Below are 24,979 nucleotides of genomic sequence, written 5' to 3' on the forward strand. Positions count from 1 at the left end.
TGCCGGGCCTCTTTGTTCGGCGCCCTGCCCTATGCCCGATCAGCCGTCAGAAGGCACGCACCAGCCCCAGTTCGAGGCCGCGCGAGTCCTGCCTGGCCACACCTGGCTGGGTGGAGCCCACAGTGGCGTTGGAAGCGCCCTTGTTGTGTATCTGCGAGTAGGCGCCATAGAGCATGGTCGCTTGGACAAGCGGTGCAGATACCCCAGCGCGAACTGCCGGGGCATCGTTGCCGTCGGTGCTGGCGCCAGAGGCGTCTTTGGGCACAGAGGAAGCGCACAGCGTGCCATGGGTGCCCACCGGCACGCCACGTGGCCCTCGGGCATAGCCCAGCCGCGCGCCGACGTACCTTTTTCCCGGCATGCCTTCGCTTGGCGCGTACATCACCTGACCGTTGAAGCCACCCAGATCGGCCGGCAGAAAGTAGGAGATGGCATGGTCGGTTCGGCTTGACGTGGTGGCACCACTGCCCAGCGCGTAGCCGCTGCCGCCGAACACGTTCTGTACCGATCCTGCATCGTTGACGGCAAACGGGTCGTAATAGACAAAGCCCTGGAAGCTGGCGGTGAGGTCGGGCCCCACGCGCAACTCACCCCCGGAGCCCTTGAGGCCCGGTGTGGAGCGGCTGTGAAAAACACGCGGCGGTGTGGTCCCCGTGTCGGGGCTGAACGCCGTTTCCAGCCAGAAGCCCGCAGTCAAGCCGCCGCCGAGGTCCTCGGTGCCTCGAAAGCCCAGCCGGCTGCCCACCACAATGCTGTGATGCACCTCCGTTCTCGAGGCCTGGCCGACCTCAATGCGGCGAAGATTGACGTCCAGCAGGCCGAATACCGTGACGTTCGATTGCGCCCAGGCAACGCCCAGCGGCGCAACGGCCGCAGCAAGGGCCACTGCGGATCTTTTTATTGGTTTGTCTCCAGTTCAGGAATGGGTGGTGGAAAACGACGGCGCCACCGGAAGGTGTCAAGTAGCGTCCGGATAGAGCCCGCTCATGCGGGCTTTCAGGCGCGCCAGTCCGAGCAGCGTGTTGATCTCGGGTGTGGCGATCTGAAGCTGTTGCGCGATCTCCACGACAACCGCTACCAGCGCGTCGAGTTCCAGGGGTTTGCCGGATTCGGCATCCTGCAACATGGAGGTGCGGAAAGCACCCAGCTGGCGGGTCATGGCGTGCCGCTGCTCAGGATCGGCGTCAATGGGCAGACCGATGCGCTCGCCAATCGCCGCCGCCTCGCTCATGCAGCGCGACATGAAGGCCCGCACAAAGTCGTCATCGAGGATGCGATCGCCGGTGGCGCCGGTGAGCGCCGAGACCGGGTTCACCGTCATGTTGCCCCACAGCTTGAACCAGATCTCGCGCTGGATGGATTCGGCGGGTTCCACATCAAAGCCGCCGCTGCGCAGCAGCCGGATCAGGTGCTGGCTGCGCGCAGAGTCGGCGCCGCCGCCGGACTCACCCACGATGAGGCGTTGGCCCGCAACGTGCTGCACCACACCCGCCGCTGGCGAGGTGGCGGACAAGTGCGTCACGCAGCCGATCACCCGTTCGGGTGGAATGGCGCGCGAAATCGCGCCTCCCCGGTCGACGCTCGCCAGCGTCAGGGACGCCAGCGCCGGGGCCATGCCGTGGAAGAACCACCAGGGCACGCCATTCATGGCCGAGAGCACGGTGGTGCGCGCGCCCATCAGCGGTGCGATGGCGGCCGCCACGTCGGCCAGCCCGGTGGTCTTCACGGCCACCACCACGATGTCCTGCACGCCCAGGTCGGCGGGACGGTCCGTGACACGGATGGCATGGTGCGAGGTGACGGGCTGCCCTTGCACGGTCTCGCGCAAGACCAGGCCGTGCGCACGGACGGCCGACAGCGTGGCACCGCGCGCCACGGCGTTCACCACCACGCCCGAGCGCGCCAGCCGGGCGGCCAGCAGGCCGCCGACGGCGCCGAGCCCGTAAATGCACAGCGTCGTCATGCCCGGTCCTGCGCAGGGTCGAGATCGCGGTAGGACGGATCGATGCGGTCGACCTGCCGCATCAGCGCAGCGAACACGTCGCGGCCCGCGCCATGCGCCGGGTCGAACTGCAGTGCGTCGGCGCTGGCCTTGATCTGTATGACTTCGGAAATGGGCAGCGTCGGCCCAAGCGCAGCGCCCGCCACCTGGATTTCGCACGCGCGCTGCAAAGTCCACAGGTAGGCAAACGCCTGCGCAAGGTTGCTGCCCCAGGTCAGCAGGCCGTGATTGCGCAGCACCACGGCCTGGCGGTCACCGATGGAGCGAACCACCCGAGGCCCCTCCTCCGCGTGCACCGTGATGCCCTCGAAGTCGTGGTAAGCCACCCGGTCATGGAGCTGCGCGGCGTAGAAGTTGTCCATCGTCAGCCCCTGGCGACTGCCGGCGACAGCACAGCCTGCCGTGGTGTGCGTGTGCATCACGCAATGCGCTTCAGCAATGCCCTGGTGAATCGCCGCGTGGAGGGTGAAGCCGGCCGGATTCACCGGCCAGCGGGACGGCTCCACGATGCGGCCTGAGAGATCCACGCGCACCAGGTTGGACGCCGTGACCTCGCTGTAGTGCAGGCCGAACGGGTTGATCAGGAAGTGCTTCTCAGGACCGGGAAGGCGCACCGTGATGTGGTTGTAGATCAGCTCGGTCCAGCCGAGCAGGTGAAAGATGCGGTAGCAAGCGGCAAGCTCGTTGCGCAACGCGTGCTCTTCGGCGGTCATGGCGGGGTTCATGGCGTTTTGATGGCAACAGGTGGAATGAACAGGGAACTCACGGGCCGACCCTGCTCCATGGCCTGGATCGCGCTGAACAGTGCGGACTCACCCTGATCGCCCAGCGCGTCGCGCACCAACAGGCTGAACTTGGCCCGCAGCTCGGTGGGGGTCAGCATGGTCTCGGGTTCGCCGCGCGGCTGGTAGACGAACTCGCGCCACATCTGCCCGTCGGCGCCGCGAATCTCCACCACACCGGAGAAGGCGGTCGGGAAATTCGCCTCGCATTCGGCGTCCTCGTACACGTCGATGCGCTGCATCAGCGCACGGATATCCGGATCGGCAAGCGCGGCTTCGTAGTCGTCCCAGCCCATGCGCCGGTGCTTGAGCGCGATGGACAGGCACAGGTGGGTGGAGAACTGGCAGTCGACGACGTTCTGTGGCTCGCGCCGCCGCGCCTGGGGTTCGCCCACCACGAACACGCTGCGCCGGGCCAGGCCGACACGCACCGATTCGATCTGGTCGATGCGGATGTCGTGACGGGCGTGCAGCGCCATGACCGCGTCCAGCGGGGCATGGATGCCGCGGCAGCAGGGGTAGGGCTTGAGGCCCGAGCGCAGGATTTCCCAGTCGGTTCCCAGCCCCTGCACGGCCTTTTCGGGCTGCGGTTCGGGCGAATAGAGCTTGAAGAAACCTTCCCGTCCTTCGAAGGCCTGTGTCGCTCCGGTGTAGCCCCGGCGCGCCAGGGATGCCGCCAGCACGCCACCAGCGGCGGCATTGCCCACGTGAAACCGCTTGGTCCAGGCACCGTTCACCACGAACTGCCCCGTGCCGGCCGATTCGCTGAGCGCAGTGCCGAAGGCGTGCTCCATCTGCAACGGATCGAGGCCGAGCAGATGACCAGCCGCCGCAGTGGCCCCGAACACGCCCACCGTGGCGCTGGGGTGGAAACCCCGTTCGCCATGCTTGAGCACCGGCAGGCCGAGAGCCACCCGGATCATGACCTCATAGCCGGCCACGATGGCGGTGAGCAGCGCCCGGGTATCGGCATCGACCATCTGCGCCGCAGCGAGGGCCGCCGCGATGACCGGCGCACCCGGGTGCAGCTGGGCCGGCGCATGGGTATCGTCGAAATCCAGGCTGTGCGCAGCGGCGCCCGCGAGCAGCGCGGCCGCCTGCGGTCGCCAGCGCTCGGCGCTGCCCTGCACCAGGGTTCGACCTCCGTCCAGGTCGAGGTCGCGCAGCGCCGCTTTCAGCACCAGGGTGGAATCGAGCGCCTGCGATCGGATGATGATGCCGCTCAGGTCCATGAAGAGCAGCTTGCAACGCTCGACGACGTCGGTCGGGAGGTCCTCGAAGCGCAGGCCGGCGGCGAAGCAGGCCAGGGTCCGGGTGACGGCGATGTCGGGGGTGTCGGAAGCAACAGGGGTCATGCGGGTGTCCGGTGGCAAAGGGGCGAGGCTCAGGCTGTCTGCTTGATGGCCGGGATACCCCGGCGCACGAAGGCAGCGAAGTCCGGCGAGAGCTGGAAGCTGTCCTCGAGGTTGATCCACATGCGCAGCAGGTAGCGTTTGCGACCGTCTTCGTGGTCGAAGTAGTTGCTGCGTGAGTGCAGCGTGATGTAGTTGTTGATGATCTGGATGTCGCCGGGCTCCAGCATCATGTCCACCCGCATGTCCTCGCGGGTGCCGAGCTCGTGCACGTAGTCGATCGCCGCCTGCTGCAGCGGCGTCAGCGGCACGCCCCGCTTCTGGGCGCCAGTCTCGATGATCTTGCGGGCAAAGGCGCAGTTCACCCGGCCGTTGTTGTATTCGAAGACCGGGATCGGCGTGGCCGTGACCTCGTTGGGATCGGCGCTCGGGCCATAGCCGCGGTAGTCGTGGTAGAAGCCCTCGTACAGCACCTCCAGGTATTCGGGGTGGTGCTGCAGGATTTCGTTGTGGATGGCGACGGTGCTGACCAGGCTGCTCATGCCACCCTCCTTCGCCTTCTCCACGCACAGCAGCGACACCACGTCGGCCAGGTCGGTGTGCGGGTCCAGCAACTGGTTGGTGGTGTTGTTGCGGCGGTTGGGGTCCTTGGAGTCCAGCGCCAGATCGGTCACCGCCGCCACGAAATCGCCCGCGACGTTGTGGGAGATCACCTGCCCCATGTGCGTGCCCAGGCCCCAGTAGAGGGTCTTGATCTCGTCGAGCGAGTAGCGCTCGACGGGAAAGCCCTTGAGCAGCACGAAACCACGGCCATTGCGGATCTGGTAATCGATCTGCTTGAGCTTGACGCCGAGCAGCGGCAGCTCGAACGCCTCCTGGCCAAACTCGCCCCAGCTCAGGCCTTCGGCCCGGACCCGACGAAAGGCGGCGTCGAGCTCGTCGAGTTCGGCGGCGGTGAATTGGTAGATCCAGGAGCTGTCGTTGCGCACGTCGGCGCCCTTCCAGGCGGTGGCGTCCTGGACGATGCTGCGGAGAATGGTCTTGGTCATGCAATGGCCCTTGCTTCAGAGAGAGGTAACGTTCGGAGGGTGTGTGGTGCGCCGGCTCAGGGATCGAGCGGCGGCACTTCGAGGTCGACCAGCGGGCCGAACTGCTGACCGCCGAACAGGTCGGTGTCGGCCGGATCGCCGGAGGTGACGAGGCGCGGCACGGTCACCTTGATGGCATTGCCCGGCGCGTAGTTGAAGAGCCGCACCTTCGATGCGTCGACCTTGAAGAAGGCTGCCATCGCAGCCGGGTTGATCACGCCGCTGTCCACCACGTGCGCATAGCTGCGCGCGTCGGGGAACATGATGTCCAGCGTGAGCTGGAACGGGCCGGCGTTCTTGGTGCGGATAAGTTTGGCGATGTCGCGCAGTCGGGTCATGGTCAGGCCTCCTCGTAGCGGATGTGGTGCAGTTCGAGCGGGTCGTCGAGCTCCACCACGTGGTTGAGCACGAACTGGTAGGCCTCGCCCAGGTTCCAGAAATGCGGCGCGATGGGAAACGCCAGGTTCGACAGCAGGCCCTGCCATTGCGGCACGGCGTGGTGCAGCACCATGTGCGCCGCCTGACCGGCGATGGCATACGCCACCTCCTGCGTCTGCGCCAGGGTGACCATGAGCAGGCCGATTTCGTTGCCGATCCGCTCCGGGTACGGCTCGCGATCCCCCATCACGCCCGACTTGCCGTAGAGCTTGTAGTGGATCTGGTACTGCCCGCGGATCGAGGGACCGTAGACCGCCTCGACGTTCTCGGCAATGTGGTCTTTGAGGCCGTCAAACCAGCTGTCGAACTGCTCCAGGATCACCGGGTCACGCACGCCGCCGAGCACCATGGCGCGGTAGCCGATGCGGCTCGCGCCTTCGAGCTTGACGGTGTAGGGCATGGGGTTGAACGCGCTGCCGCTGACGCGCACCACACGCTCGTTGACGGCCTCGTAACGCGCGCCGGTGAGATCCATCTCGCCGCCGGGCTCCAGCATCCGGTACGGGTCGGCGGTCTCGTAGAGCGCGTGCGCCGCCACGCTGAGCGGCGAACACTGCTGCACCGGGCTCACCGGCTCCAGCGTGAAGTGCTCGTCGGTGATCGTGCAGATCATGCCCTCGGGCTTCTCCATCGTGACGACGGCGGCGCCGCCGCACTCCATGATCTTGGCCGCATGCCAGCACAGACCGGGCGGGAAGCCGCGCGCCACCGGGATGGCGGCGAAGATGGCGGCGTCGGTCGAGCGCCCCGCCAGCACCACATCGGCACCGCCCTCGAGCGCCGCCACGTAGGCCTCGGCGCCCATCATGGCAACGATGTGGTCGGCCTCCGTCAACACCGCCTCACTGATCTCCGGCGCCGGATCGAGCGCCCGGATCCTGCCTTCGCGGTACTTCTTCAGCAACAGTTCGCGCGGTGTCTCTGACTCGATCACCGCCAGGCGGAAATGCAGCCCCTCCTCCTGAGCGATCTCCAACACGATCTCGCGCACCCAGTTCAGGTTCCAGTTGCCGCCGCTGCCCCCGCACGAACCGATCAGCAGTGGCACGCCGATGGAGCGTGCGCCGGTGACCAGGATGCGCAGATCGCGCTTGACCGCGGCCCGCGAGAAGAAGGGCTTGTTGCCGCCGAGGTTGGCCGGACCGCCATCGGTCGACCCGGCGTCGCAGCCGATGAAGGCCAGATCGCGGGAGAGCGCGGCGCGGAAATGGTTTTCCGAGAAGCCAACCCCCAGCACACCGGTCGGTGAGAGGTAGCGAATGTGGCGGGTCATGTCTGTGTTTCCCATGGGTCGTTTGTCTTGTCTTGGTTATCGATACCAAAAGTTATTGAAAAGATAAAGAAAAGGCCACCACCTCACATCACCCGCGACAGGAAGCTGCGCAGGCGGTCGGTCCGGGGGTTGGACAGGGTTTCCCGTGCATCGCCCTGTTCGAGAATGCGCCCCCCTTCCATGAACACCACGCGGGTGGCGACCTCGCGTGCGAACGCGATCTCGTGCGTGACGATCACCATGGTCTTGCCGGCCTTGGCCAGGTCGGACACCACCGAAAGCACCTCGCCCACCAGTTCGGGGTCCAGGGCACTGGTCGGCTCGTCGAACAGCATGACCTTGGGCCGCATGGCCAATGCACGGGCAATTGCCACGCGCTGTTGCTGGCCGCCCGAAAGCATCTGGGGATAGGCCGTCACCTTCTCGGCCAGGCCCACCCGACCCAGCAGGTGGCGAGCACGGGTGCGGGCGTCGGCAGTGCTGTCGCCCAGAACCTGGACGGGCCCCTCCATCACGTTCTCCTCCACCGTCATGTGGGGAAACAAGCCGAACTGCTGGAACACCATGCCGAGCTGCTGGCGCTGCCGCGCCAGCTCGCGGGGGCCGAGCGCCCGCAGGTGGGCACCGTCCTGCCGGTAGCCCAGCAACTCGCCGTTCAGGTAGATCGATCCGCCTTCGATGGTTTCGAGCTGGTGGATGCAACGCACCAGCGTCGACTTGCCCGAGCCCGAGGGCCCGATGACGGCAACCACTTCGCCCTCGTCGATGTCCAGCGAGACCTCGTTGAGAACCTGGAAGCTGCCGTAGCGCTTGACGACCTTGTGCAGTCGCAGCACGTGCCCCTTGGGGCTGTTGGTGGTGGAGAGGTTGTCCATGGCGCGTCCTGTCTTCACACCTGTTCAGAGGCCAGCGGCACCTGCGTCGCATCGCGACGATGCCCTCGGGAGTAGTAGCGCTCCAGGCGCGACTGGCAGCCATACATCAGGGTGATGACCACGAGGTACCAGAACACGGCAACCATCAGCAGCGGCACGATCTCGTAGGTGCGGTTGTAGATGATCTGGACCGAGTGCAACAGGTCGTTCATGGCAATGACGCTCACCAGCGCAGTCGCCTTGGCCATGCCAATAACCTGGTTGCCCGTGGGCGGAATGATGAAGCGCATGGCCTGCGGAAAGATGATCCGGAAGAACGCCTTGGTCGGCGTCATGCCCAGGGCCTTGGCGGCATCGTGCTGGCGCGGGTCCACCGACGTCAGGCCGGCCCGCACGATCTCGGTCATGTAGGCCCCTTCGGCCAGACCCAGCCCCAGCAGGGCAGCCAGGAACGGTGTGATCACGGCGTTGGTCGGCCACTGGGCCAGCGGCGGCAGGAAGGGCAGCCCGACCGAGATGTCCGGGATCAGGTACGCCAGGTTGTACCAAAAGATCAGCTGGATCAGCAGCGGCGTGCCCCGGAACGCCCACAGGTAGGTCTGCGCCGCCCAGCGTCCCGGCCCGAAGTCGGACAACAGTGCCACCGCGACGATGGTCCCGATCACAATACCGATGACCATGGCGACGACGGTGAGCATCAGCGTCACCCCCAGACCGGTCAGGATGTTGGCCGAGAACAGGTATTTCCCCACCACGTTCCATTCGAACCGCGGGTTCGTGAACAGGAAATAGACGATCTGCAAAGCCGCCACCGTCAGCAACAGCGTCAGCCCCCAGCGCAGCGGGCTGGTGCGATGACGGGCCGCCGAAACGTCCACGGGCACGAACGCTCCGATGCCCGGCGAAGCGTCGGTGGAGGAAGACATGGGCATGGTTCCGCTGGTCAGCGTATTCATGTCACTTGCCGCTGGAAGGGTTCAACCGGGGCTCGGGCGCCTTGGCCAGGGCAAGGCCCCACTTTTCCATGATGCGGCCGTATTCGCCGGACGCCCAGAGCTGCTTGAGCGCATCGAGCAGCACGGGACTGATCTCCGACCCCTTCTTGAGCACAAAGCCCTGGAGCAGGATGCCCAGACCGTCGGTTTCATCGGTCTGGATCGTGAACCGGCCCGGGTTGCGCTGCTGCAGATAGAGCGCCGCCGCCAATTGCATGCCGGACACATCGGCCCGGCCGGACTGCACCGCCAGAATCGTTGCATTCTGATCGGACAGCGGAACCATCTGCACGGGTTGAGCCTTGTTGCCCAGGCAGCGTTCGCTCACCTTGTTGGCGTAGGCTTCCTGCGCGGAGCCCGCCGGAAACGCGATCCGCAAACCGCACAGGTCCTCCAGCCGCGACGTCTTGCGCCCACCGCTCACCGGCAAGACGAAGGCCGGTTTGCTCAGCAACCAGGTCAGGATGTCGTAGCGCTCTTCGCGCGGCTTGGTGGACAGCAGCGGCCCCGCCGACAGGTCGTAGCGCCCCGTGTCGATGCCCGCCAGCATGGCCGGCAGGTTGCTGACGATGCTCAGCTCGATCTTCACGCCCAGCAGCGGCTCCAGCGCCTTGGCCATGTCCGCATCGATGCCCGTGACGGTCTTGCCGTCGTCGCCCACGATGCGATAGGGTGCGAACGAGTCCCCGACCATCCTGAGCACCTTGGCGTTGCGCACCGACTCGGGCAGCCGGCCGAACAGCGGCGCGGACTGCGCGAACGCCCCAGGGCCGGCACTCCAGGCCAGCGCAGCCAATGCGCCCAGCACGAGGGAACGGCGCAGGGCTCGAACACGGCCTGCGCCTGCAAGGGGCAGGAATCGGGAAAGTCTTGATGGCATCGGGTGTCTCCTGTTGGGTACGCTTGCTCATGCAAGCCATTTGATTTGCATCAAATGTTATCGATATCATTTGTTATAGAAATCCGTGTTTACCCTTGACCCTTGGTGCCTCCCGAGAATGGCGCTCAACGTTCAGAATCCGACGCCATGAAAGCCCTGTCCCGATCTGTCGCCCCTGCCTCCACCGCTGCCCGCTCCGCCACGCGCCAGGGCAAACCCCTGGAGGACGCCAACACCCTGGCACCTGAGATGGCAGGCTTTCGCTTGCTCAAGCTCACCAATCTGATGACCCGCCCGTTCTTCGGGCAATTCGCAAAGCAGCATTCGCTGACCCTCAACGAATGGCGCTCCATCGTGGTACTGGCCAGCCGGCCTGGCAGCGCCGCCCAGGACATCAGCGCCTCCACCGGACTGCACCCGATGAACATCAGCCGTGCCGTGATCGCGCTGCGAAAACGGGGCCTGGTCGAGGAAGCCCGCGACCCCGACAACCATCGCCGCATGCTGCTGTGGCTGACCACCGCAGGCGATGCCTTGTTCAGGACCATTGCGCCGCATTCCGAAGCCCAGAACAAGCTGTTGTTCGACGTGCTCGAAGCGGAGGAACTGGCGGCCTTCGCACGCACACTGGAAAAACTCACCACGCGCGCGGAAGAGATCACCCGGGACGAATGAGCAGGGAATGGTCACAACGCCCGCAGTGGCGGAGGACGACTCAGCGTTCGCCCTGGCGATAAGGCTTCATCAGCGCCTGCGGATAGGCCGCCTTGCGGGCCACCAGCACCAGCGCCAGGATGGACAGCACATACGGCAGCATCAGGTAGACCTGATAGGGAATGGTGCTCGCGCCCGCTTGCTGCAGGCGCAGTTGCAGCGCGTCGAAGAAGGCGAACAGCAGGGCCCCCAGCAGCGCCTTGCCCGGCCGCCACGAGGCAAACACCACCAGCGCCACGCAGATCCAGCCACGGCCGTTGACCATGTTGAAGAAGAAGGCGTTGAACGCCGAAAGCGTGAGGAAGCTGCCAGCCACCCCCATCAGCGCAGAACCGGCCACGATGGCGCCCGTGCGCACCGCCGCCACCGACACGCCCTGCCCTTCGGCGGCCTGCGGGTTCTCGCCCACCATGCGCACCGCCAGCCCCACGGGCGTGCGGAACAGCACCCAGGCCGACAGCGGCACCAGGAGGATGGCCAGCAGCGTCAGCGGCGTTTGCGCCGACAGCACCGGAATGCCCAGCCCTTCCATGGGTGCGAACGGCGCGATGGTCGGCGGCGTGCTCACCTTCGGAAACGCCACCCGGTAGCCGTAGTACGAGAGCGCCGTCGCCAGCAGCGTGATGCCCAGACCCGCCACGTGTTGCGACAGCGCCAGGCCCACGGTGAGCAGCGCGTGCAGCAGGCCGAAGGCCGCGCCCGCCAGCGCGGCCACCGCCACACCGCCCCACAGCGGCAGGCCCTGGTAGACCGCGAGCCAGCCCGCGAACGCGCCGGCGACCATGATGCCCTCGATGCCCAGGTTGAGCACCCCGGCGCGTTCGCACCACAACACGCCCAGCGTGCCCAGGATCAAGGGCGTGGCGATGCGCAGCACCGCGACCCAGAACGCGGGGTTGAGCAGGATCTCGATCATTTCGGTCATGCCCTACCTCCACCTCAGGCGGTACTGCGCCAGCAGCGTGGCCACCAGCACCGACAGCAGCGCCACGGCCACGATCACGTCGGCCAGGTAGGTGGGCACGCCGATGGCGCGGCTCATGCTGTCGGCGCCCACCAGCACGCCGGCCACGAACACCCCGGCCGCGATCACGCCCAGCGGGTTCAGCCCGGCGAGCATCGCGATCACGATGCCGCTGTAGCCGTAGCCCGGCGACATGTCCAGGGTCACGTAGCTGGCGCGGCCCGCGACCTCGATGGCCCCGGCCAGCCCGGCCAGCGCGCCCGAAAGCAAGGCCACCAGCACCACGGTGCGGGTGACCGGCACGCCCGCGAACGCGGCAGCACGCGGGTTGGCACCCACGGCCCGGATGTCGAACCCCAGCACGGTGTACTTGAACAGCGCCCAGACCAGCAGTGCCAGCAGCACCGCCCCGATCAGGCCGCTGTGCACGCGCGTGCCTTCGACCAGGCGCGACAGTTCCAGCTCGGACACCAGCGACACGCTCTGCGGCCAGCCCATGGCCATCGGGTCCTTCATCACGCCGTCGAGCAAGGCCGAGACCAGCAGCAGCACGATGAAGTTGAGCAGCAGCGTGGTCACCACCTCGTCCACGCCCAGGCGTTGCTTCATGAGCGCGGGCCCGAGCAGCAGCAGCGCCCCGGCCAGCGCGGCGGCCAGCATCATCAGCGGGAACAGCAACCACAGCGGCAGCGCCAGCCCCTCGCCGCCGTGCAGGCCGCCCACGGCCACGGCGGCCAGTGCCCCGGCATACAACTGGCCTTCGGCGCCGATGTTGAACAGCCGTGCCCGGAAGGCCACCGTGGCCGCCAGCCCGGTGAGGATGAGCGGGATCGCGCGCGTGAGCGTTTCGCTCCACGCAAACAGCGAACCGAAAGCACCCTGCAGCAGCAAACCGTAGGTCTGCCCGACCGGGGCACCGGCCCACAGCACGAGCAGGCTGCTCACCAGCAGCGTGAAAGCGACCGCACCCAGCGGCGCCAGCACCAGGGCGGCGGCAGAGGCCTGGCTGCGCCGCTCAAGCCGCATGTCCGCTCCCGTGCCCGGCCATGGCCAGGCCAATGCTTTCGCGCGTCCAGACCTCGGCCGGCAGCGCCTGGGTGAGTCGGCCGTGGTGCATGACCGCGATGCGGTCGCCCAGCGTCATCACCTCTTCCAGATCGTCGGAGATCACGAGCACGGCGGCACCGGCATCGCGCGCGGCAATGAGTTGCTGCTGCACATAGGCCACGGCGCCGATGTCGAGCCCCCAGGTGGGCTGGTGGGCCACGATGAGGAAGGGGGCGCCCCTGTTCCGCTGCTGGCACGGCTCGCTGCCTCCCGAGGGGGCAGACGGCGCACACGCCACCGCTGCGTTGGGCGCAGACACCCCAACACCGACATTCCCGCGCAGGCGGGAATCCACCCAAGTCACGGGCTCCCCCGCGCTCCCCGGCTGCGCGACGGGGTCTTCGTTCATCGTCTCGTCCGCCTCCGGCGCCATCAGCGCCCGGCCCAGAATCAGTTTTTGCATGTTCCCCCCCGAGAGCGAACGCGCGGCGGCGAGCGGGCCGCCGCCGCGCACGTCGAAGGCATCGATGACCCGCTGGGCGTGCCGGCGCGCAGCGTCGCGGCGGACCCACGGTCCGCGCGAAAACGCGGGCGTGCGCAGGCGCTCGGACACGGCGTTCTCCCACACCGGCAGATCGCCCACCACGCCCACGGCATGGCGGTCTTCGGGGATGCGGGCCACGCCATGCGCCACCAGCCAGGCGGGCGAAGCCGGCAGCCCCTGATCACCCAGGCGCACGTCGCCCTCGCTGGCGCTGCGCACACCGCACAGCAGCTCGGCCAGGGCCACCTGCCCGTTGCCGGAGACACCGGCAACGGCAACGATCTCGCCCGCGTGCAGACGCAATGACACGTTGTCGAGCCGGTCGCGCACGCCGGCCGGCGTGCTCACACCCGCGAGCTCGCACACCACCTCACCCACGCGTTGCGAAGGGTGGCGTTCGGGCGCGGCCACCGCATGGCCCACCATCCATTGCGCCAGCTGCGCGGGCGTGGTGCCGGCGGCCGGTGCTTCGGCCACGAGCCGGCCCTGGCGCAGCACGGCCACGCGGTGCGACACCCGCAGCACCTCGGCCAGCTTGTGGCTGATGAAGATGATCGACAGCCCCTGCGCCACCATCTGCGACAGCGTGTCGAACAGCCCTTCGCTCTCCTGCGGTGTGAGCACCGCGGTGGGCTCATCAAGAATGAGGATGCGTGCGCCCCGGTACAGCGCCTTGAGAATTTCCACCCGCTGGCGCTCGCCCACCGAGAGGCTGCCCACCAGGGCGTCGGGCACCACCGGCAGGCCAAAGCGGCCGGCCACGGCCAGCAGGCGCGCCCTGGCTTCGGCACGGCGCGAACGCCAGCGCCAGAGCGGTTCGGTGCCCATCAGCACGTTGTCGAGCACCGACAGGTTGTCGGCCAGCGTGAAGTGCTGGTGCACCATGCCAATGCCGGCGGCCAGCGCCGCACGCGGGTTGCCGGGGGGCAGCGGCTGACCGAAGACCTCGATCTGCCCTTCATCGGCCACGTAATGCCCGAACAGGATCGACACCAGCGTCGATTTGCCCGCCCCGTTTTCGCCCAGCAGCGCCAGCACCTCACCTTCGCGCAGCGTCAGCGAAATGCCGTCGTTCGCCACCAGGGCGCCGAAGCGTTTGGTGATGCCGTCCAGGCGCAGCACCGTGGGACGCTCGCCCGGCGCGGGCGGCGCTGGGTTCACGGCTGCCACGCGCGCAGGAAGGCCAGCAGCACCTTGGCGGAGTTGTCGGCCGCCAGCCCGAAGAAGGTGCCCATTTCGTTTTCACCGTCGCCGCCACCGGCCAGGTCGCTCAGCGAGCGGAAGGCGATGTACGGCACGCCGTTGCTGTAGGCCACCTGGCCCACGGCCGCGGTTTCCATGTCGAGCACGTTGGCTTCAAACGTCTTGAAGGTGTATTCGCGGAAGGCCGCGTTGTCCATGAAGGCCTGGCCCGAAACGCCGTTGCCGCCCACCACCAGCTTGGGCGGGTTCGACAGGCACTTGCCCGGCGCGGTACAGGCCGACAGCGGCACCTTCAACTGGCGCGCTGCGGCCAGCATGCCGGGGTCGACCTCGAACCAGAACTTGCGGTGCACCTGGGGCTGCTGCACCGTCACCACCTCGACCGTGCGCGGGAAGAACATGCCGTAGTTGGGATGCATGGCGTCCTTCATGAAGGGCGGCGCCGTATAGCGGCCCGGCGCGGTTTCGCGCGCGATCAGCACCTCCAGGTACTGGCCCCATTGCTGCGGCACCGACACGTCGCCGATGTGCAGGCCCGGGTTCACGCCGCCGGCGATGCCGCTGAACACCAGCGCCTGCACGTTGAAGCGGTCGAGCACACGCTGCGTGTTCATGGCGGCGTTGACCATGCTGATGCCCGAGAGGAACAGCACCACCGGCCGACCGGCCAGCACGCCGGTGGTGAATTCCACGCCCTGCACCTGGTGGGTGACCGGATCGGCCAGTTGGCGGCGCAGCAGCGTCAGCTCGGGCGCAAAGGCCGAGAGCACCGCCACACGCGGGGTGTTGTCCAGGCGGGCGGCCGCGGTGGCGGCCTTGGCAGGCATCGCGGCCGTGGCCGACTGCGGCCCGGGGCCGGCACAGCCCCCGAGCAACAGCCCAACCCCGAGGGCGCAGGCCGCGCCTGCGGTGCGGCAGTGTTTCCAGACATTCATGGGCAGTTCCCTTCCTGGCGACCGGTCAGGTCGGTCAGGTCATTTGGTTGTGGACTTGGGCTGGGTGTCGTCCACCTTCACGGTGAACTTGCCCGCCAGGATGTCGGCTTCCTTGGCCTTGACCTTGGCCACGATGTCGGCCGGCACCTTCTTCTCGAACGTGCCCAGCGGCGCCAGGCTGCTGCCCTTGTGCTTCATCATCGAATACGGGCCGTAGTCCTCGGCCTTGAAAGCGCCGGCCTTGACCGCCTTGATGGCCGCGTCGATGCTGGGCTCCATGTGCCACAGGGCCGAGGCCACCACGGTGTCGGGGTAGTCGGCCTGGGTGTCGATCACGTTGCCGATGGCCAGCACCTTGCGCTCCTTGGCCGCGTCGCTGACGCCAAAACGTTCGGCGTACAGCACGTCGGCCCCCTTGTCGATCATGGCGAACGCCGCTTCCTTGGCCTTGGGCGGGTCGAACCAGCTGTTGATGAAGGTCACCGTGAACTCGACCTTCGGGTTGGTTTCCTTGGCGCCGGCCATGAAGGCGTGCATCAGGCGGTTGACCTCGGGGATCGGGAAGCCGCCGACCATGCCGATCTTGCCGCTCTTGGTCATGCCGCCGGCGATCATGCCGCTGAGGTAGGCCGGCTCCTGGATGTAGTTGTCGAAGACGCTGAAGTTGGGCGCCTGCGGCTTGCCCGAGGAACCCAGCAGGAACGAGGTCTTGGGGAAGTCCTTGGCGACCTTGCGCGCCGCCGTCTCCACCGCGAAGGCCTCGCCGACGATGAGCTGGTTGCCGCCCGTGGCGTACTCGCGCATGACGCGCTCGTAGTCGGCGTTGGCCACGTTCTCGCTGGCCTTGTATTCGATCTCGCCCCGCGCCTCGGCGGCCTTGAGCGCCTTGTGGATGCGGCTGACCCACTGCTGCTCGAACGGCACGGTGTAGATGGCGGCCACCTTGAGCTTGGCCTGGGCCTGGGCGAAGCCGGGCGCGGCAACCGCCAGGGCGGCGGCCAGGGCCATCAGGTGACGGCGTGGGAGAGCGGGGAACGGCATGGCGGGAACTCCTGCGAAGGGGTGGAGGATGGCGGGACGGAAAACCGGAAAACGCTGGCCGGGAACGCAGCCCTCATTGGGTGCCGAAGATGCGGTCGCCCGCGTCGCCCAGGCCCGGCAGGATGTAGCCGTGGCTGTCGAGTTCGCGGTCGATCGCGGCGGTGTAGATCGGCACGTCGGGGTGGGCCTGCTGCAGCGTGGCCACGCCTTCGGGTGCGGCCAGCAGGCAGACGAACTTGATGGATTTCGGGCCCAGTTCCTTGAGCCGGTCCACCGCCGCCACGGCCGAATTGCCGGTGGCCAGCATCGGGTCGACCACGACGATGTCGCGCTCCTGCATCTCGCCAGGCATCTTGAAGTAGTACTCGACGGCGGTCAACGTCTTGGGGTCGCGGTACAGGCCGATGTGGCCCACGCGCGCGCCGGGCACCACGCTGAGCATGCCGTCCAGGATGCCGGTGCCCGCACGCAGGATGGACACGAAGACCAGCTTCTTGCCGTCCATGACCTTGCCGGTGGTGAGTTCCAGCGGGGTTTCGACCTCGATGTCCTGCAGCGGCAGGTCGCGCGTGACCTCGTAGGTCATGAGCATGGCCAGCTCGCCCAGCAGGCGGCGGAAGCTGTTGGTGCTGGCGTCCCTGCGGCGCATGAGCGTGAGCTTGTGCTGCACCAGGGGATGATCGATGACGTGGACATTGCTCATGGTGAAGGCCTCTCGGGTCGGGAGAAATGTTCAGAAAACCGTGCCATCGCTGTCGATGGCCAGAGGCGGCAGACCGCCTCGCAAACGTTGTGCCAGCACGCGGCCGGCCGCCCAGGTGCCGCCTTCGAGCACGCAGGCCAGGGGCAGGCGGTCCGGGGTCAGCCGCAGTTCGCCGCGCACCAGCGGGGCCAGCTCGTCGAGCAGGGCCACCGTGAGCGCGCGCCATTCCACGATGAAGGGATCGCCCACCTGCCAGGTGCGGGTGGTGGCATCGGGCGGCAGGGGCTGAAGCACGCCGGCGTCGAGCAGCAGACCGCCGTTGCGGTATTCGGGCAGGCCGGTCAGGGCATCGAGCCCCTGCACCGCCACGCCCGCCCATTCGAAGGGCTCCAGCAGCGAATAGGTCAGCCACTGCGACAGCTTGTGGAACGGCATCCAGCCGCGCGTGAGCCCCGGGCCCTGCACGGCCGGGTGCGGCCAGCAATCGCCCAGCGACACGCCGTCGATGGCGTTCTGCGCCGGCCAGATGTCCGACAGCGTGTCCAGCAGCGCCTGCAGCACGTCGTGCGCCTCGATGGCCCGCCGCTCGGTCCCCACCAGCGCATCGAACAGCCCGCCCGGCCGGCCCAGCGGGCCGAAGCTGCCGGGCTGCGCCGCCAGCACCTCGCCCAGGCGGCGCAGCAGCGCGGCGCGCCCTTCCAGCCCGATCAGCGGGTTGTCGGCCCCCACCTGGAAAGCCGCCCCGAGCCGTTCGGCGGTCACGGCGCGCAAGCCGGCCGCATCCGCGCGCAGCGGCTGTTCGGGATCGCTGGAGAACAGCCCTGCCACGAAGGCGTGGAAGCTGGCCACGCCCAGGCCTTCGGAGCGGGTAAAGCGCTGGCCGCTGCCGGCCTCCTGGTAGCCCCAGGCCGCGCCCGCACCGGCATCGAGCAGCACGCTCACCAGCGCCAGGTCGATCTGTGCCCGCGCGCGCGCCGCAGCCGGCACCGCACCCAGCAGCACATCCAGCTGGCCGGCGCGGTCCACCCCGCCGGCCTCGAAGTGGCGCCAGCGGCTGTGGTACGGAATGCGCAGGTCCGGGTAGCGCGAACGCGTGACCTCGGCCACGGTGCGCGCCGCCTCCGGCAGGGCGCCGTCGTGGATGGCAAAAAACGCCGATTCGCCGCGCCGCGCCAGCGCCAGCAAGGCATGGGCGCGTTCGCGGATGGCGGTGGTGGCACGCAGCGCCTGCGCCGCGCCCGCCGCAGTGGTGGTGTCGGTGTCGGCCATGCTCACGCGTCCAGCCCCCGGCCCTTGGCCTTCTTGAGCTCCTCGGCATCGGGCACGGCGCCGGGGGTGAAGTAGCCGGCCGCCATCTTGGCGTCCATCTCCACGCGCGCATCGGCCGGGATGAGTTCGTCCGGGATGTTCACGCGCACGCCGACCTCGATGCCCGAGCCGGTGATCGCGTCGTACTTCATGTTGCTCATCGACACCAGCCGGTGGATCTTGCGGATGCCCAGCCAGTGCAGCACGTCGGGCATGAGCTCCTGGAAGCGCATGTCCTGCACGCCGGCCACGCATTCGGTGCGGGCGAAGTACTGGTCGGCCGTGTCGCCGCCGACCTGGCGCTTGCGCGCGTTGTAGACCAGGAACTTGGTCACCTCGCCCAGCGCCCGGCCTTCCTTGCGCGAATAGGCCACCAGGCCCACGCCGCCACGGCCACCAGCCTCCTGGGCCTGCGCGCCCAGAATGCACTCTTCGATGGCGTGCGTGAGGTAGGGCCGGCAGGTGCAGATGTCGGAGCCGAACACGTCGGAGCCGTTGCACTCGTCGTGCACGCGTGCGGTCAGTTCCACCTCGGGGTTGGCCAGATCGCGCGGGTCGCCAAAGATGTAGACGGTCTGCCCGCCGATGGGCGGCAGGAACACGTCCAGGTCGGACCGCGTGACGAGTTCGGGGTACATGCCGCCGGTTTCTTCGAACAGCACGCGGCGCAGATCGGTTTCGGAACAGCCGAAACGTTTGGCGACCTCGGGCAGGTACCACACGGGCTCGACCGCCACCTTGGTCACCAGCGCCGCGCCGCCTTCGAGCAGCAGCTTGCCGTCGGGCTTGAGGCGCCCTTTCTGCACCGCCTCGATCACCTCGGGCAGGATCACGTGCGCCTTGGTCACCGCGATGGTGGGGCGGATGTCGTAGCCCGCCGCCAGTTCGGTGGCGTATTCGCGCGCCACCTCGGCGCCCCAGGGGTCCATGCTGACGATCTTGCCCGGGTCGGCCCACTGCGGGTAGGGCCCGATCACGTCGGTCGGCGCGGTGTTCGTCAGGTCGGCCTTGTGCTCGCGACTGAGCGCGCCCGCCGCCACGGCCAGCGCCCGGTAGACGCTGTAGCTGCCACTGTGCGTGCCGATCACGTTGCGGTGCGCGCGGTTGGTGGTGGTGCCCACCAGCGGCCCGCGCTCGCGCGCCGTCACCGCGCCCCACCGGATGGGCAGGGCGCCGAAGCCGCCCGAATGCGAGGTGAGCCGGATGTGGCGCGGGTGCGGCGACTGGGCCGATGGCGGCAGCGCGGCCGGGGCCACGGCGGGAGCGGCGTCTTCAGACATGAAAGGCCTCCTCAGAAAAAGGCGCAGGGGGACACGGGGTGCCGGTATGAGCCGGTTTTTTGGACCAACTGGTCAAAACCGTAACAAAAACCATGCCACACGTCGACAGCGGATTTGCCCCAATGCGGTGCACCTTGCGCGGAGCGACCGTTTCAGCCCTGCCCCATTTCAGCTTCCCCTGGCGCCCCCCGGGTACCCACCTGCAGGCGGACACGGGGCGGCTGTCCGGACAGCTGCACGCCATACCCCAGCCGCCGCCCCATCGCCACCAGTGCCCCATGCCCGTGGTGGCCCAGCAGGCAGTGCAGTTCGGTGTCGGCCCGGCAGACCGCGGCCGACAGCAAGGCCGTGCCGAGCCCGAGGCGGCGCACGGGCCGCTGCACGCTCAGCGCCAGCTCCCAGGCCCCGGGTTCGGCCGTGGGCACCAGTTGCAGGGCGGCCAGCAGGCCTGCTCCGGTTCGCCGGCGCCAGCCCCACCAGCGCTGGGCCGGCCAGGAAATGCCGCGCACCCAGTTCCGCAGCGCGGCGTCGCCCAGCGTGCAACCGAAGCGGGCGTACCGGTCGTCGGTGTCCAGGGCCAGCAGGTGCACCGCCAGCGCGCGGCGGTCCTCCGCTGACAGCGGCACGAGCTCAAGCGTCGACCGCCACATAGACCAGCTCCGCCGATGTGCAGCGGTGGCGCGCCCCGGTGACCGGCGACTCGGCCCAGAGCTCGACCTGCACCCGCACCGAACGCTGGCCGGTGCCCGTCACGCGCGCCGTGACCTCGACCACATCGCCAACGACGGCGGGGGCGACGAAGTCCATGCGTTCGCTCGCGGCCATCACCACGCTGCGCCGCACCTGCCGCGTGGCCGCAACGAACCCGGCCTTGGCCATCCAGGCCATGGCCGGCCCGCCGTGCAGCACGCCACGGTGGTTGGCATGGCCCGGGAACACGATTTCGGCCACCCGTGCCCAGCCCGCCGGCGAGGCGCCATCGGCCGGACCGTCCGCCGCCTCCGGCGCGATGGCGGTGGCCGGTTCGGTCCCGGCCTGGCGCACCATCACGAATTCGCCGCGCAGGCAGTGCACCCGCTCGCCGCTGAGCAGGTCTTCGGCCGTCAGACTGGCTTCCACGGTGGCCGACCGGCGGCCGCGCTGCAGCACGCGGGCCTGGCATTCGACCGCAAAACCGGCCGGCGCGGGCGACGCGAAGTCCAGGCGCCCCACGGCGGCGGTGACCACCGCGCCGCGCAGCGCCTTGCTGCCCATGATGAACGCCAGGCGGTCGAGCATGGCCAGCGCCGCACCGCCGAACAGCGTGCCGTGGTGGTTGGATTGGTCGGGCCACACCAGGTCGACCACGACCAGGGGGGTGGGCAGCGCCGCCGCGGATGCGGGCGCCGGGAAAACGACAGATTCGGACAAGACAGACCTCCGTTGAAGGAGGCGAAGCGCACACCGATCGCAAGACGGCCTCCGCGCGCGAGCCCGCCCGGATGCCCGCGGCACGGAGCGCCACGGCAGCGGTAGACAAGGGTTTGCCACGCGGAACGGTCCCGCTCCGGGACACCCCGCCCAGGCACAGACACACACACCGCCCCGTGGCAGGTCTCCTGGCTCTCGGGTCGTCATCCGCTGCCAGCCTTCCCGGCACGAAGCCAGTGGCGTGGAGGGCAGCGGACTCGCCGATCACAGTTGCGGGGGCAGCCACAGACTGGGTTGGTGATCAACCGTTCTGTCGTTCCCTTTTCATTCTTGCGGTGGGGCAAGAAACCGCGGGGCCGGCGCAGTATACGGCCGCCCTGTGCCGCCGGGCGGGCCGGCCCCGGGGGTCGGTCAGCGCTGCGGCGCGCGCTTTTTCGCGGCCTCGTCGTCGATCAGTTCGTACCACATGGCGTTGAGCACGGCAAAAGCGGCGGCCAGCAACAGGCCGAGGATCCAGGCGAAGTACCACATGAGGATGTCCTTTCAGGGTCTGGTGGAATCAGTAGGCGTGGTCGCCATGGGTGATGTCGCGGGTGCGCACCTTGCCCCACATGACGCGGTACACCCAGCTCGTGTAAGCCAGGATCAGCGGCACGAAGATCACCGCGCACACCAGCATGATGAACAGGGTCTTGTGGCTCGACGAAGCGTCCCAGACCATCAGCGCCGAGCGCAGGTCGATCGACGAAGGCACGATGAAGGGGAACATCGACGCGCCCACGCTCAGGATGATGCCGGCGATGCCCAGCCCGCTGAACACCACCGTGAGGCCTTCCCAGCGCGCGCGCAGACCCAGCAGCGCCGCCAGCGTGCCGGCAAAGCCCAGCGCCGGAGCCAGCAGGGTCCAGGGGTGCTGCTGGTAGTTGCTGAACCAGGCGCCCGCCACGCCGGCGGTCACGGTCTTGAGCAGCGGATTGGACGGGCCATTGGCCAGGTGCGGGCTGCTCAACTGGTAGCCGGCCACGAAGGCCCACAGCAGCCACCCGGCCAGCGCGTACAGCACCAGGGTGCCCAGGGCCGCCAGCGAGGCGAAGCGGCGTGCCCGCTCGGCCACGGTGCCTTCGGTCTTGAGCGTCAGCCAGGCGCCGCCGTGCATGACCAGCATCGTCACCGACACCAGACCGCACAGCACCGCATACGGGTTGAGCAGGCCGAAGAACGTGCCTTCGTAGATCATCCGCATGTCGTCGGTGAAGCGGAACGGCACGCCCTGCAGCACGTTGCCGATGGCCACGCCGAAGATCAGCGCCGGCACGAAGCCGCCGACGAACAGCGCCCAGTCCCAGGCGCTGCGCCAGGTCGCGCTTTCGCGCTTGCTGCGGTACTTGAAGCCCACCGGCCGCAGGATGAGCGCGAACAGCGCCGCAAACATGGCGAGGTAGAAGCCCGAGAAAGACATGGCGTAGATGTGGGGCCAGGCCGCGAAGATCGCGCCGCCGCCGAGCACCAGCCACACCTGGTTGCCTTCCCACACCGGGCCGATGGTGTTGATGACGACACGCCGCTCCAGATCGGTGCGGGCGACGAAGGGCAGCAGCGCACCGACCCCGAGGTCGAAGCCGTCGGTGACGGCAAAGCCGATCAGCAGCACACCGAGCAGCAGCCACCAGATGACACGCAGGACGTCGTAGTCCAGAAGGGTATGAAGAATCATGGAATTTCTCCGCAGTGAGCGTGGGTGGGGCGGTCAGGCGGTATGCACCTTGCCGATGAGGGGCACGTCGGCGCCGGCAGCCGGCGGGGCGTCCGGCTCGGGGCCTTTGCGGATGGCCTTGAGCATGAGCTTCATCTCCACCACGATCAGCACCGTGTAGATGGCCACGAAGCCCAGCAGCGTGAACAGCACGGTGCTGGCGCCGAGTTCGGACACGGCCACGGCCGTGGGCAGAACACCTTCCACCGCCCAGGGCTGGCGGCCCAGTTCGGCCACGATCCAGCCGGCTTCGGCGGCGATCCAGGGCAAGGGAATCGACCACACCGCCAGCCTGAGCAGCCAGGGGTGGGCATCCAGGCGGCGGCGCGCCGACAGCCAGAAGAACGTGGCCGTGAGCACGATGAAGAACAACCCCAGGCCGACCATCAGGCGGAAGGACCAGAACAGCGGCGCCACCTGGGGCACGGTGTCCCAGGCCGCCTTCTCGATCTGCGCCTCCGTGGCCTGGCGCGGGTCGTCCACATAGGGCTTGAGCAGCAGGGCGTAGCCCAGCGAACGCCCTTGTGCGTCAAACGCCTGTTGCAGGTCCGACGGGATGGGCACGCCCGCGCCCAGCGCGCGGATCTTCTGCAAGGTGTCGTAGGCCTGCTGGCCTTCGCGGATGCGGCCCTTGGCGGCCGTCACCAGGTCTTCGATGCCGGTGATCTCTTCGGTCAGCGAGCGCGTGCCGATGAGGCCCATGACCCAGGGAATGTGCACCGCGTAGTGGGTCTGGCGCGCGGCCTGGTCGGGCAGACCGATGGCGGTGAACGAAGCCGGTGCCGGCTCGGTCTTCCACATGGCTTCGATGGCCGCCAGCTTCATCTTCTGGTGTTCGCTCGTGGCGTAACCGCTTTCATCGCCCAGCACCACCACCGACAGCGCAGCGGCCAGGCCGAACGAAGCCGCCACCGTCATCGAGCGCTTGGCCAGTTCGGTGTGCCGGCCCTTGAGCACGTACCAGGCCGACACGCCCAGCACGAACAGCGCGGCCACGGTGTAGCCGGCCGACACCGTGTGCACGAACTTGGCCTGCGCCACCGGGTTGAACAGCACCTCGTAGAAGCTGTCCACCTCCATGCGCAGGGTCTGCGGGTTGAGCTTGGCGCCCACGGGGTTCTGCATCCAGCCGTTGGCGATCAGGATCCACAGGGCCGAGAAGTTGGTGCCCAGCGCGACCAGCCAGGTCACCACGCAGTGCGCCACCTTGGACATGCGCTCCCAGCCGAAGAAGAACATGCCGACAAAGGTGGCTTCCAGGAAGAAGGCCATCAGCCCTTCGATGGCCAGCGGTGCGCCGAAGATGTCGCCCACGTAGTGGCTGTAGTAGCTCCAGTTCATGCCGAACTGGAACTCCATGACGATGCCGGTGGAGACACCGAGCGCGAAGTTGATGCCGAACAGAACGCCCCAGAATTTGGTCATCTGCCGCCAGATGGGGCGGCCGGTCATCACGTAGACGGTCTCCATGATGGCCAGCAGGATCGACAGCCCGAGCGTGAGCGGTACGAACAGAAAGTGGTAGAGCGCAGTCATCGCGAACTGCAGCCTTGACAGGCCGACGATGTCGAGATCCATGGCAGGTTTCCTTTCGAGGGGATCAGATCGAGAACACAAAAAAATCAGTCAATCAGGCCGCAAGGCCTGCAAGGCAGCGGCAAATCCGGCCGAGCCCCGGCGCAGGTCGTCGACCAGACGGCCCTGCCGGAACACCAGCAGGCGGTCGGCCAGCGCGGCCTCGCGCCGCAGATGGGTGGCGATCAGCAGCGTCCGCCCCTGGGCGTGGGACCGCAGCCGCTGCAACACGTCGCGCGCAATGGGTGGGTCCAGGCCTTCGGTCGGTTCGTCCAGCAACCACAGCGGGGTCGGGCGCAGCAGCAGCCGGGCCAGCGCCAGGCGGCGCATCTGCCCACCCGACAGCCCCAGCCCGCCTTCGCCCAGCGGCGTGTCCAGCCCGTTGGGCAGCGCCCGCACGTCGGCCGCCAGGCCGGCCGCGTCGAGCACCGCCCACAGCCGCTCATCATGGGCCTGCGGATCGGCCAGCCGCAGGTTGTCGCGCAGGCTGTCCTGAAACAGTTCGGTCCGCTGGGTGAGCCAGGTGCTGGGCAGCGCGCGCGCCGTGCCCGCAGACGGCCGCAGCTCGGCCGCGGCCAGCGCCAGCAGGGTGGACTTGCCCGCCCCGCTGGGGCCGATCACCGCCACCTGCTCGCCCACCGCGATGTGCAGGCTCAAGAGGTGCAGCGTGGGCTGGTGCACACCGGGGTAGGTGGCGCTGGCCTCGTGCACCACGAGTGCCGCACCGTCGGCAGGCACCGGTTCCGGCGTGGCCGGTGCGCCCTCGCCCGCCTGCAGACGGGGGGCCAGCCGGCGTGCCGCCAGCCAGCTGCGCCCG

Annotated in this window: 25 protein-coding genes and 1 riboswitch; of the genes, 1 reads left to right on the plus strand and 24 read right to left on the minus strand. The window is 68.1% G+C overall.

Annotation, left to right across the window (positions count from 1 at the left end; genetic code table 11):
* Positions 1 to 46 precede the first annotated feature (46 nt).
* From QQK43_RS10285 to QQK43_RS10330, 10 genes are all read right to left on the minus strand, one after another.
* On the minus strand, positions 47 to 886 hold the full coding sequence (locus tag QQK43_RS10285; RefSeq protein ID WP_284307682.1) for a porin: 840 nt from the start codon (positions 884 to 886) through the stop codon (positions 47 to 49).
* 72 nt (positions 887 to 958) lie between these two features.
* Positions 959 to 1,963, minus strand: coding sequence for a 2-dehydropantoate 2-reductase (locus tag QQK43_RS10290; protein ID WP_284307683.1), 1,005 nt, complete (start codon positions 1,961 to 1,963; stop codon positions 959 to 961).
* The gene (locus QQK43_RS10295; protein ID WP_284307684.1) at positions 1,960 to 2,727 is read right to left on the minus strand and encodes a class II aldolase/adducin family protein; all 768 of its coding nucleotides are present in this window, start codon (positions 2,725 to 2,727) and stop codon (positions 1,960 to 1,962) included. The genes QQK43_RS10290 and QQK43_RS10295 overlap by 4 nt, the downstream gene beginning before the upstream one ends.
* Entirely contained in the window at positions 2,724 to 4,139 is a 1,416-nt protein-coding gene (locus QQK43_RS10300) for an MmgE/PrpD family protein (protein ID WP_284307685.1), read from the minus strand. The genes QQK43_RS10295 and QQK43_RS10300 overlap by 4 nt, the downstream gene beginning before the upstream one ends.
* A 29-nt stretch (positions 4,140 to 4,168) precedes the next feature.
* Positions 4,169 to 5,185 carry a TauD/TfdA family dioxygenase gene (locus tag QQK43_RS10305; RefSeq protein ID WP_284307686.1) on the minus strand — a complete coding sequence of 339 codons (1,017 nt, stop codon included), beginning with the start codon at positions 5,183 to 5,185 and terminating at the stop codon, positions 4,169 to 4,171.
* A gap of 56 nt (positions 5,186 to 5,241) precedes the next feature.
* On the minus strand, positions 5,242 to 5,562 hold the full coding sequence (locus QQK43_RS10310; RefSeq protein WP_284307687.1) for a DUF4387 domain-containing protein: 321 nt from the start codon (positions 5,560 to 5,562) through the stop codon (positions 5,242 to 5,244).
* Between the two features lie 2 nt (positions 5,563 to 5,564).
* Positions 5,565 to 6,935, minus strand: a complete 1,371-nt coding sequence (locus QQK43_RS10315) for an acyclic terpene utilization AtuA family protein (RefSeq protein ID WP_284307688.1) — start codon at positions 6,933 to 6,935, stop codon at positions 5,565 to 5,567.
* A gap of 83 nt (positions 6,936 to 7,018) precedes the next feature.
* Positions 7,019 to 7,810, minus strand: a complete 792-nt coding sequence (locus QQK43_RS10320; RefSeq protein ID WP_284307689.1) for an amino acid ABC transporter ATP-binding protein — start codon at positions 7,808 to 7,810, stop codon at positions 7,019 to 7,021.
* 14 nt (positions 7,811 to 7,824) lie between these two features.
* Positions 7,825 to 8,736: an amino acid ABC transporter permease gene (locus QQK43_RS10325; RefSeq protein ID WP_284307690.1), complete on the minus strand. Its 912-nt coding sequence runs from the start codon at positions 8,734 to 8,736 to the stop codon at positions 7,825 to 7,827.
* 31 nt (positions 8,737 to 8,767) lie between these two features.
* On the minus strand, positions 8,768 to 9,685 hold the full coding sequence (locus QQK43_RS10330; RefSeq protein WP_284307691.1) for a transporter substrate-binding domain-containing protein: 918 nt from the start codon (positions 9,683 to 9,685) through the stop codon (positions 8,768 to 8,770).
* Positions 9,686 to 9,832: 147 nt separating this feature from the next.
* Between QQK43_RS10330 and QQK43_RS10335 the strand changes: the two genes are divergently transcribed.
* Positions 9,833 to 10,360, plus strand: a complete 528-nt coding sequence (locus QQK43_RS10335; protein WP_284307692.1) for a MarR family winged helix-turn-helix transcriptional regulator — start codon at positions 9,833 to 9,835, stop codon at positions 10,358 to 10,360.
* Positions 10,361 to 10,400: 40 nt separating this feature from the next.
* Here QQK43_RS10335 and QQK43_RS10340 read toward each other — a convergent pair whose 3' ends face one another.
* From QQK43_RS10340 to QQK43_RS10405, 14 genes are all read right to left on the minus strand, one after another.
* Entirely contained in the window at positions 10,401 to 11,324 is a 924-nt protein-coding gene (locus tag QQK43_RS10340) for an ABC transporter permease (protein WP_284307693.1), read from the minus strand.
* Positions 11,325 to 11,327: 3 nt separating this feature from the next.
* Positions 11,328 to 12,389, minus strand: coding sequence for an ABC transporter permease (locus QQK43_RS10345; RefSeq protein WP_284307694.1), 1,062 nt, complete (start codon positions 12,387 to 12,389; stop codon positions 11,328 to 11,330).
* Positions 12,379 to 14,124 (minus strand): ABC transporter ATP-binding protein, encoded by a 1,746-nt coding sequence (locus tag QQK43_RS10350; RefSeq protein WP_284307695.1) that lies wholly within the window; start codon positions 14,122 to 14,124, stop codon positions 12,379 to 12,381. The genes QQK43_RS10345 and QQK43_RS10350 overlap by 11 nt, the downstream gene beginning before the upstream one ends.
* Positions 14,112 to 15,092, minus strand: coding sequence for a 5'-methylthioadenosine/S-adenosylhomocysteine nucleosidase (locus QQK43_RS10355; RefSeq protein WP_370465254.1), 981 nt, complete (start codon positions 15,090 to 15,092; stop codon positions 14,112 to 14,114). The genes QQK43_RS10350 and QQK43_RS10355 overlap by 13 nt, the downstream gene beginning before the upstream one ends.
* A gap of 39 nt (positions 15,093 to 15,131) precedes the next feature.
* On the minus strand, positions 15,132 to 16,133 hold the full coding sequence (locus tag QQK43_RS10360) for a BMP family protein (protein ID WP_234263771.1): 1,002 nt from the start codon (positions 16,131 to 16,133) through the stop codon (positions 15,132 to 15,134).
* Positions 16,134 to 16,206: 73 nt separating this feature from the next.
* Positions 16,207 to 16,836 (minus strand): uracil phosphoribosyltransferase, encoded by a 630-nt coding sequence (gene upp, locus QQK43_RS10365; protein WP_284307696.1) that lies wholly within the window; start codon positions 16,834 to 16,836, stop codon positions 16,207 to 16,209.
* 30 nt (positions 16,837 to 16,866) lie between these two features.
* A complete protein-coding gene (locus QQK43_RS10370) occupies positions 16,867 to 18,105 on the minus strand; it encodes a URC4/urg3 family protein (protein ID WP_284307697.1) in 1,239 nt (412 codons plus the stop codon).
* Positions 18,106 to 18,107: 2 nt separating this feature from the next.
* Entirely contained in the window at positions 18,108 to 19,424 is a 1,317-nt protein-coding gene (locus tag QQK43_RS10375; protein ID WP_284307698.1) for a GTP cyclohydrolase II, read from the minus strand.
* Between the two features lie 152 nt (positions 19,425 to 19,576).
* Positions 19,577 to 20,050: a hypothetical protein gene (locus QQK43_RS10380; protein WP_284307699.1), complete on the minus strand. Its 474-nt coding sequence runs from the start codon at positions 20,048 to 20,050 to the stop codon at positions 19,577 to 19,579.
* A 4-nt stretch (positions 20,051 to 20,054) separates the two neighbouring features.
* Entirely contained in the window at positions 20,055 to 20,834 is a 780-nt protein-coding gene (locus tag QQK43_RS10385; protein ID WP_284307700.1) for an acyl-CoA thioesterase, read from the minus strand.
* A 161-nt stretch (positions 20,835 to 20,995) separates the two neighbouring features.
* Positions 20,996 to 21,202, minus strand: a riboswitch (cobalamin riboswitch).
* Positions 21,203 to 21,245: 43 nt separating this feature from the next.
* On the minus strand, positions 21,246 to 21,365 hold the full coding sequence (gene cydX / locus QQK43_RS10390; protein ID WP_284307701.1) for a cytochrome bd-I oxidase subunit CydX: 120 nt from the start codon (positions 21,363 to 21,365) through the stop codon (positions 21,246 to 21,248).
* A gap of 28 nt (positions 21,366 to 21,393) precedes the next feature.
* Positions 21,394 to 22,548, minus strand: coding sequence for a cytochrome d ubiquinol oxidase subunit II (gene cydB, locus QQK43_RS10395; protein WP_284307702.1), 1,155 nt, complete (start codon positions 22,546 to 22,548; stop codon positions 21,394 to 21,396).
* Positions 22,549 to 22,581: 33 nt separating this feature from the next.
* A complete protein-coding gene (locus QQK43_RS10400; protein ID WP_284307703.1) occupies positions 22,582 to 24,165 on the minus strand; it encodes a cytochrome ubiquinol oxidase subunit I in 1,584 nt (527 codons plus the stop codon).
* 48 nt (positions 24,166 to 24,213) lie between these two features.
* A partial coding sequence (locus QQK43_RS10405; RefSeq protein ID WP_284307704.1) for an ATP-binding cassette domain-containing protein occupies positions 24,214 to 24,979 on the minus strand: 766 nt, incomplete at its 5' end.

The organism is Hydrogenophaga electricum (assembly GCF_030160815.1).
GTDB classification, from domain to species: Bacteria; Pseudomonadota; Gammaproteobacteria; order Burkholderiales; family Burkholderiaceae_C; genus Hydrogenophaga; species Hydrogenophaga electricum.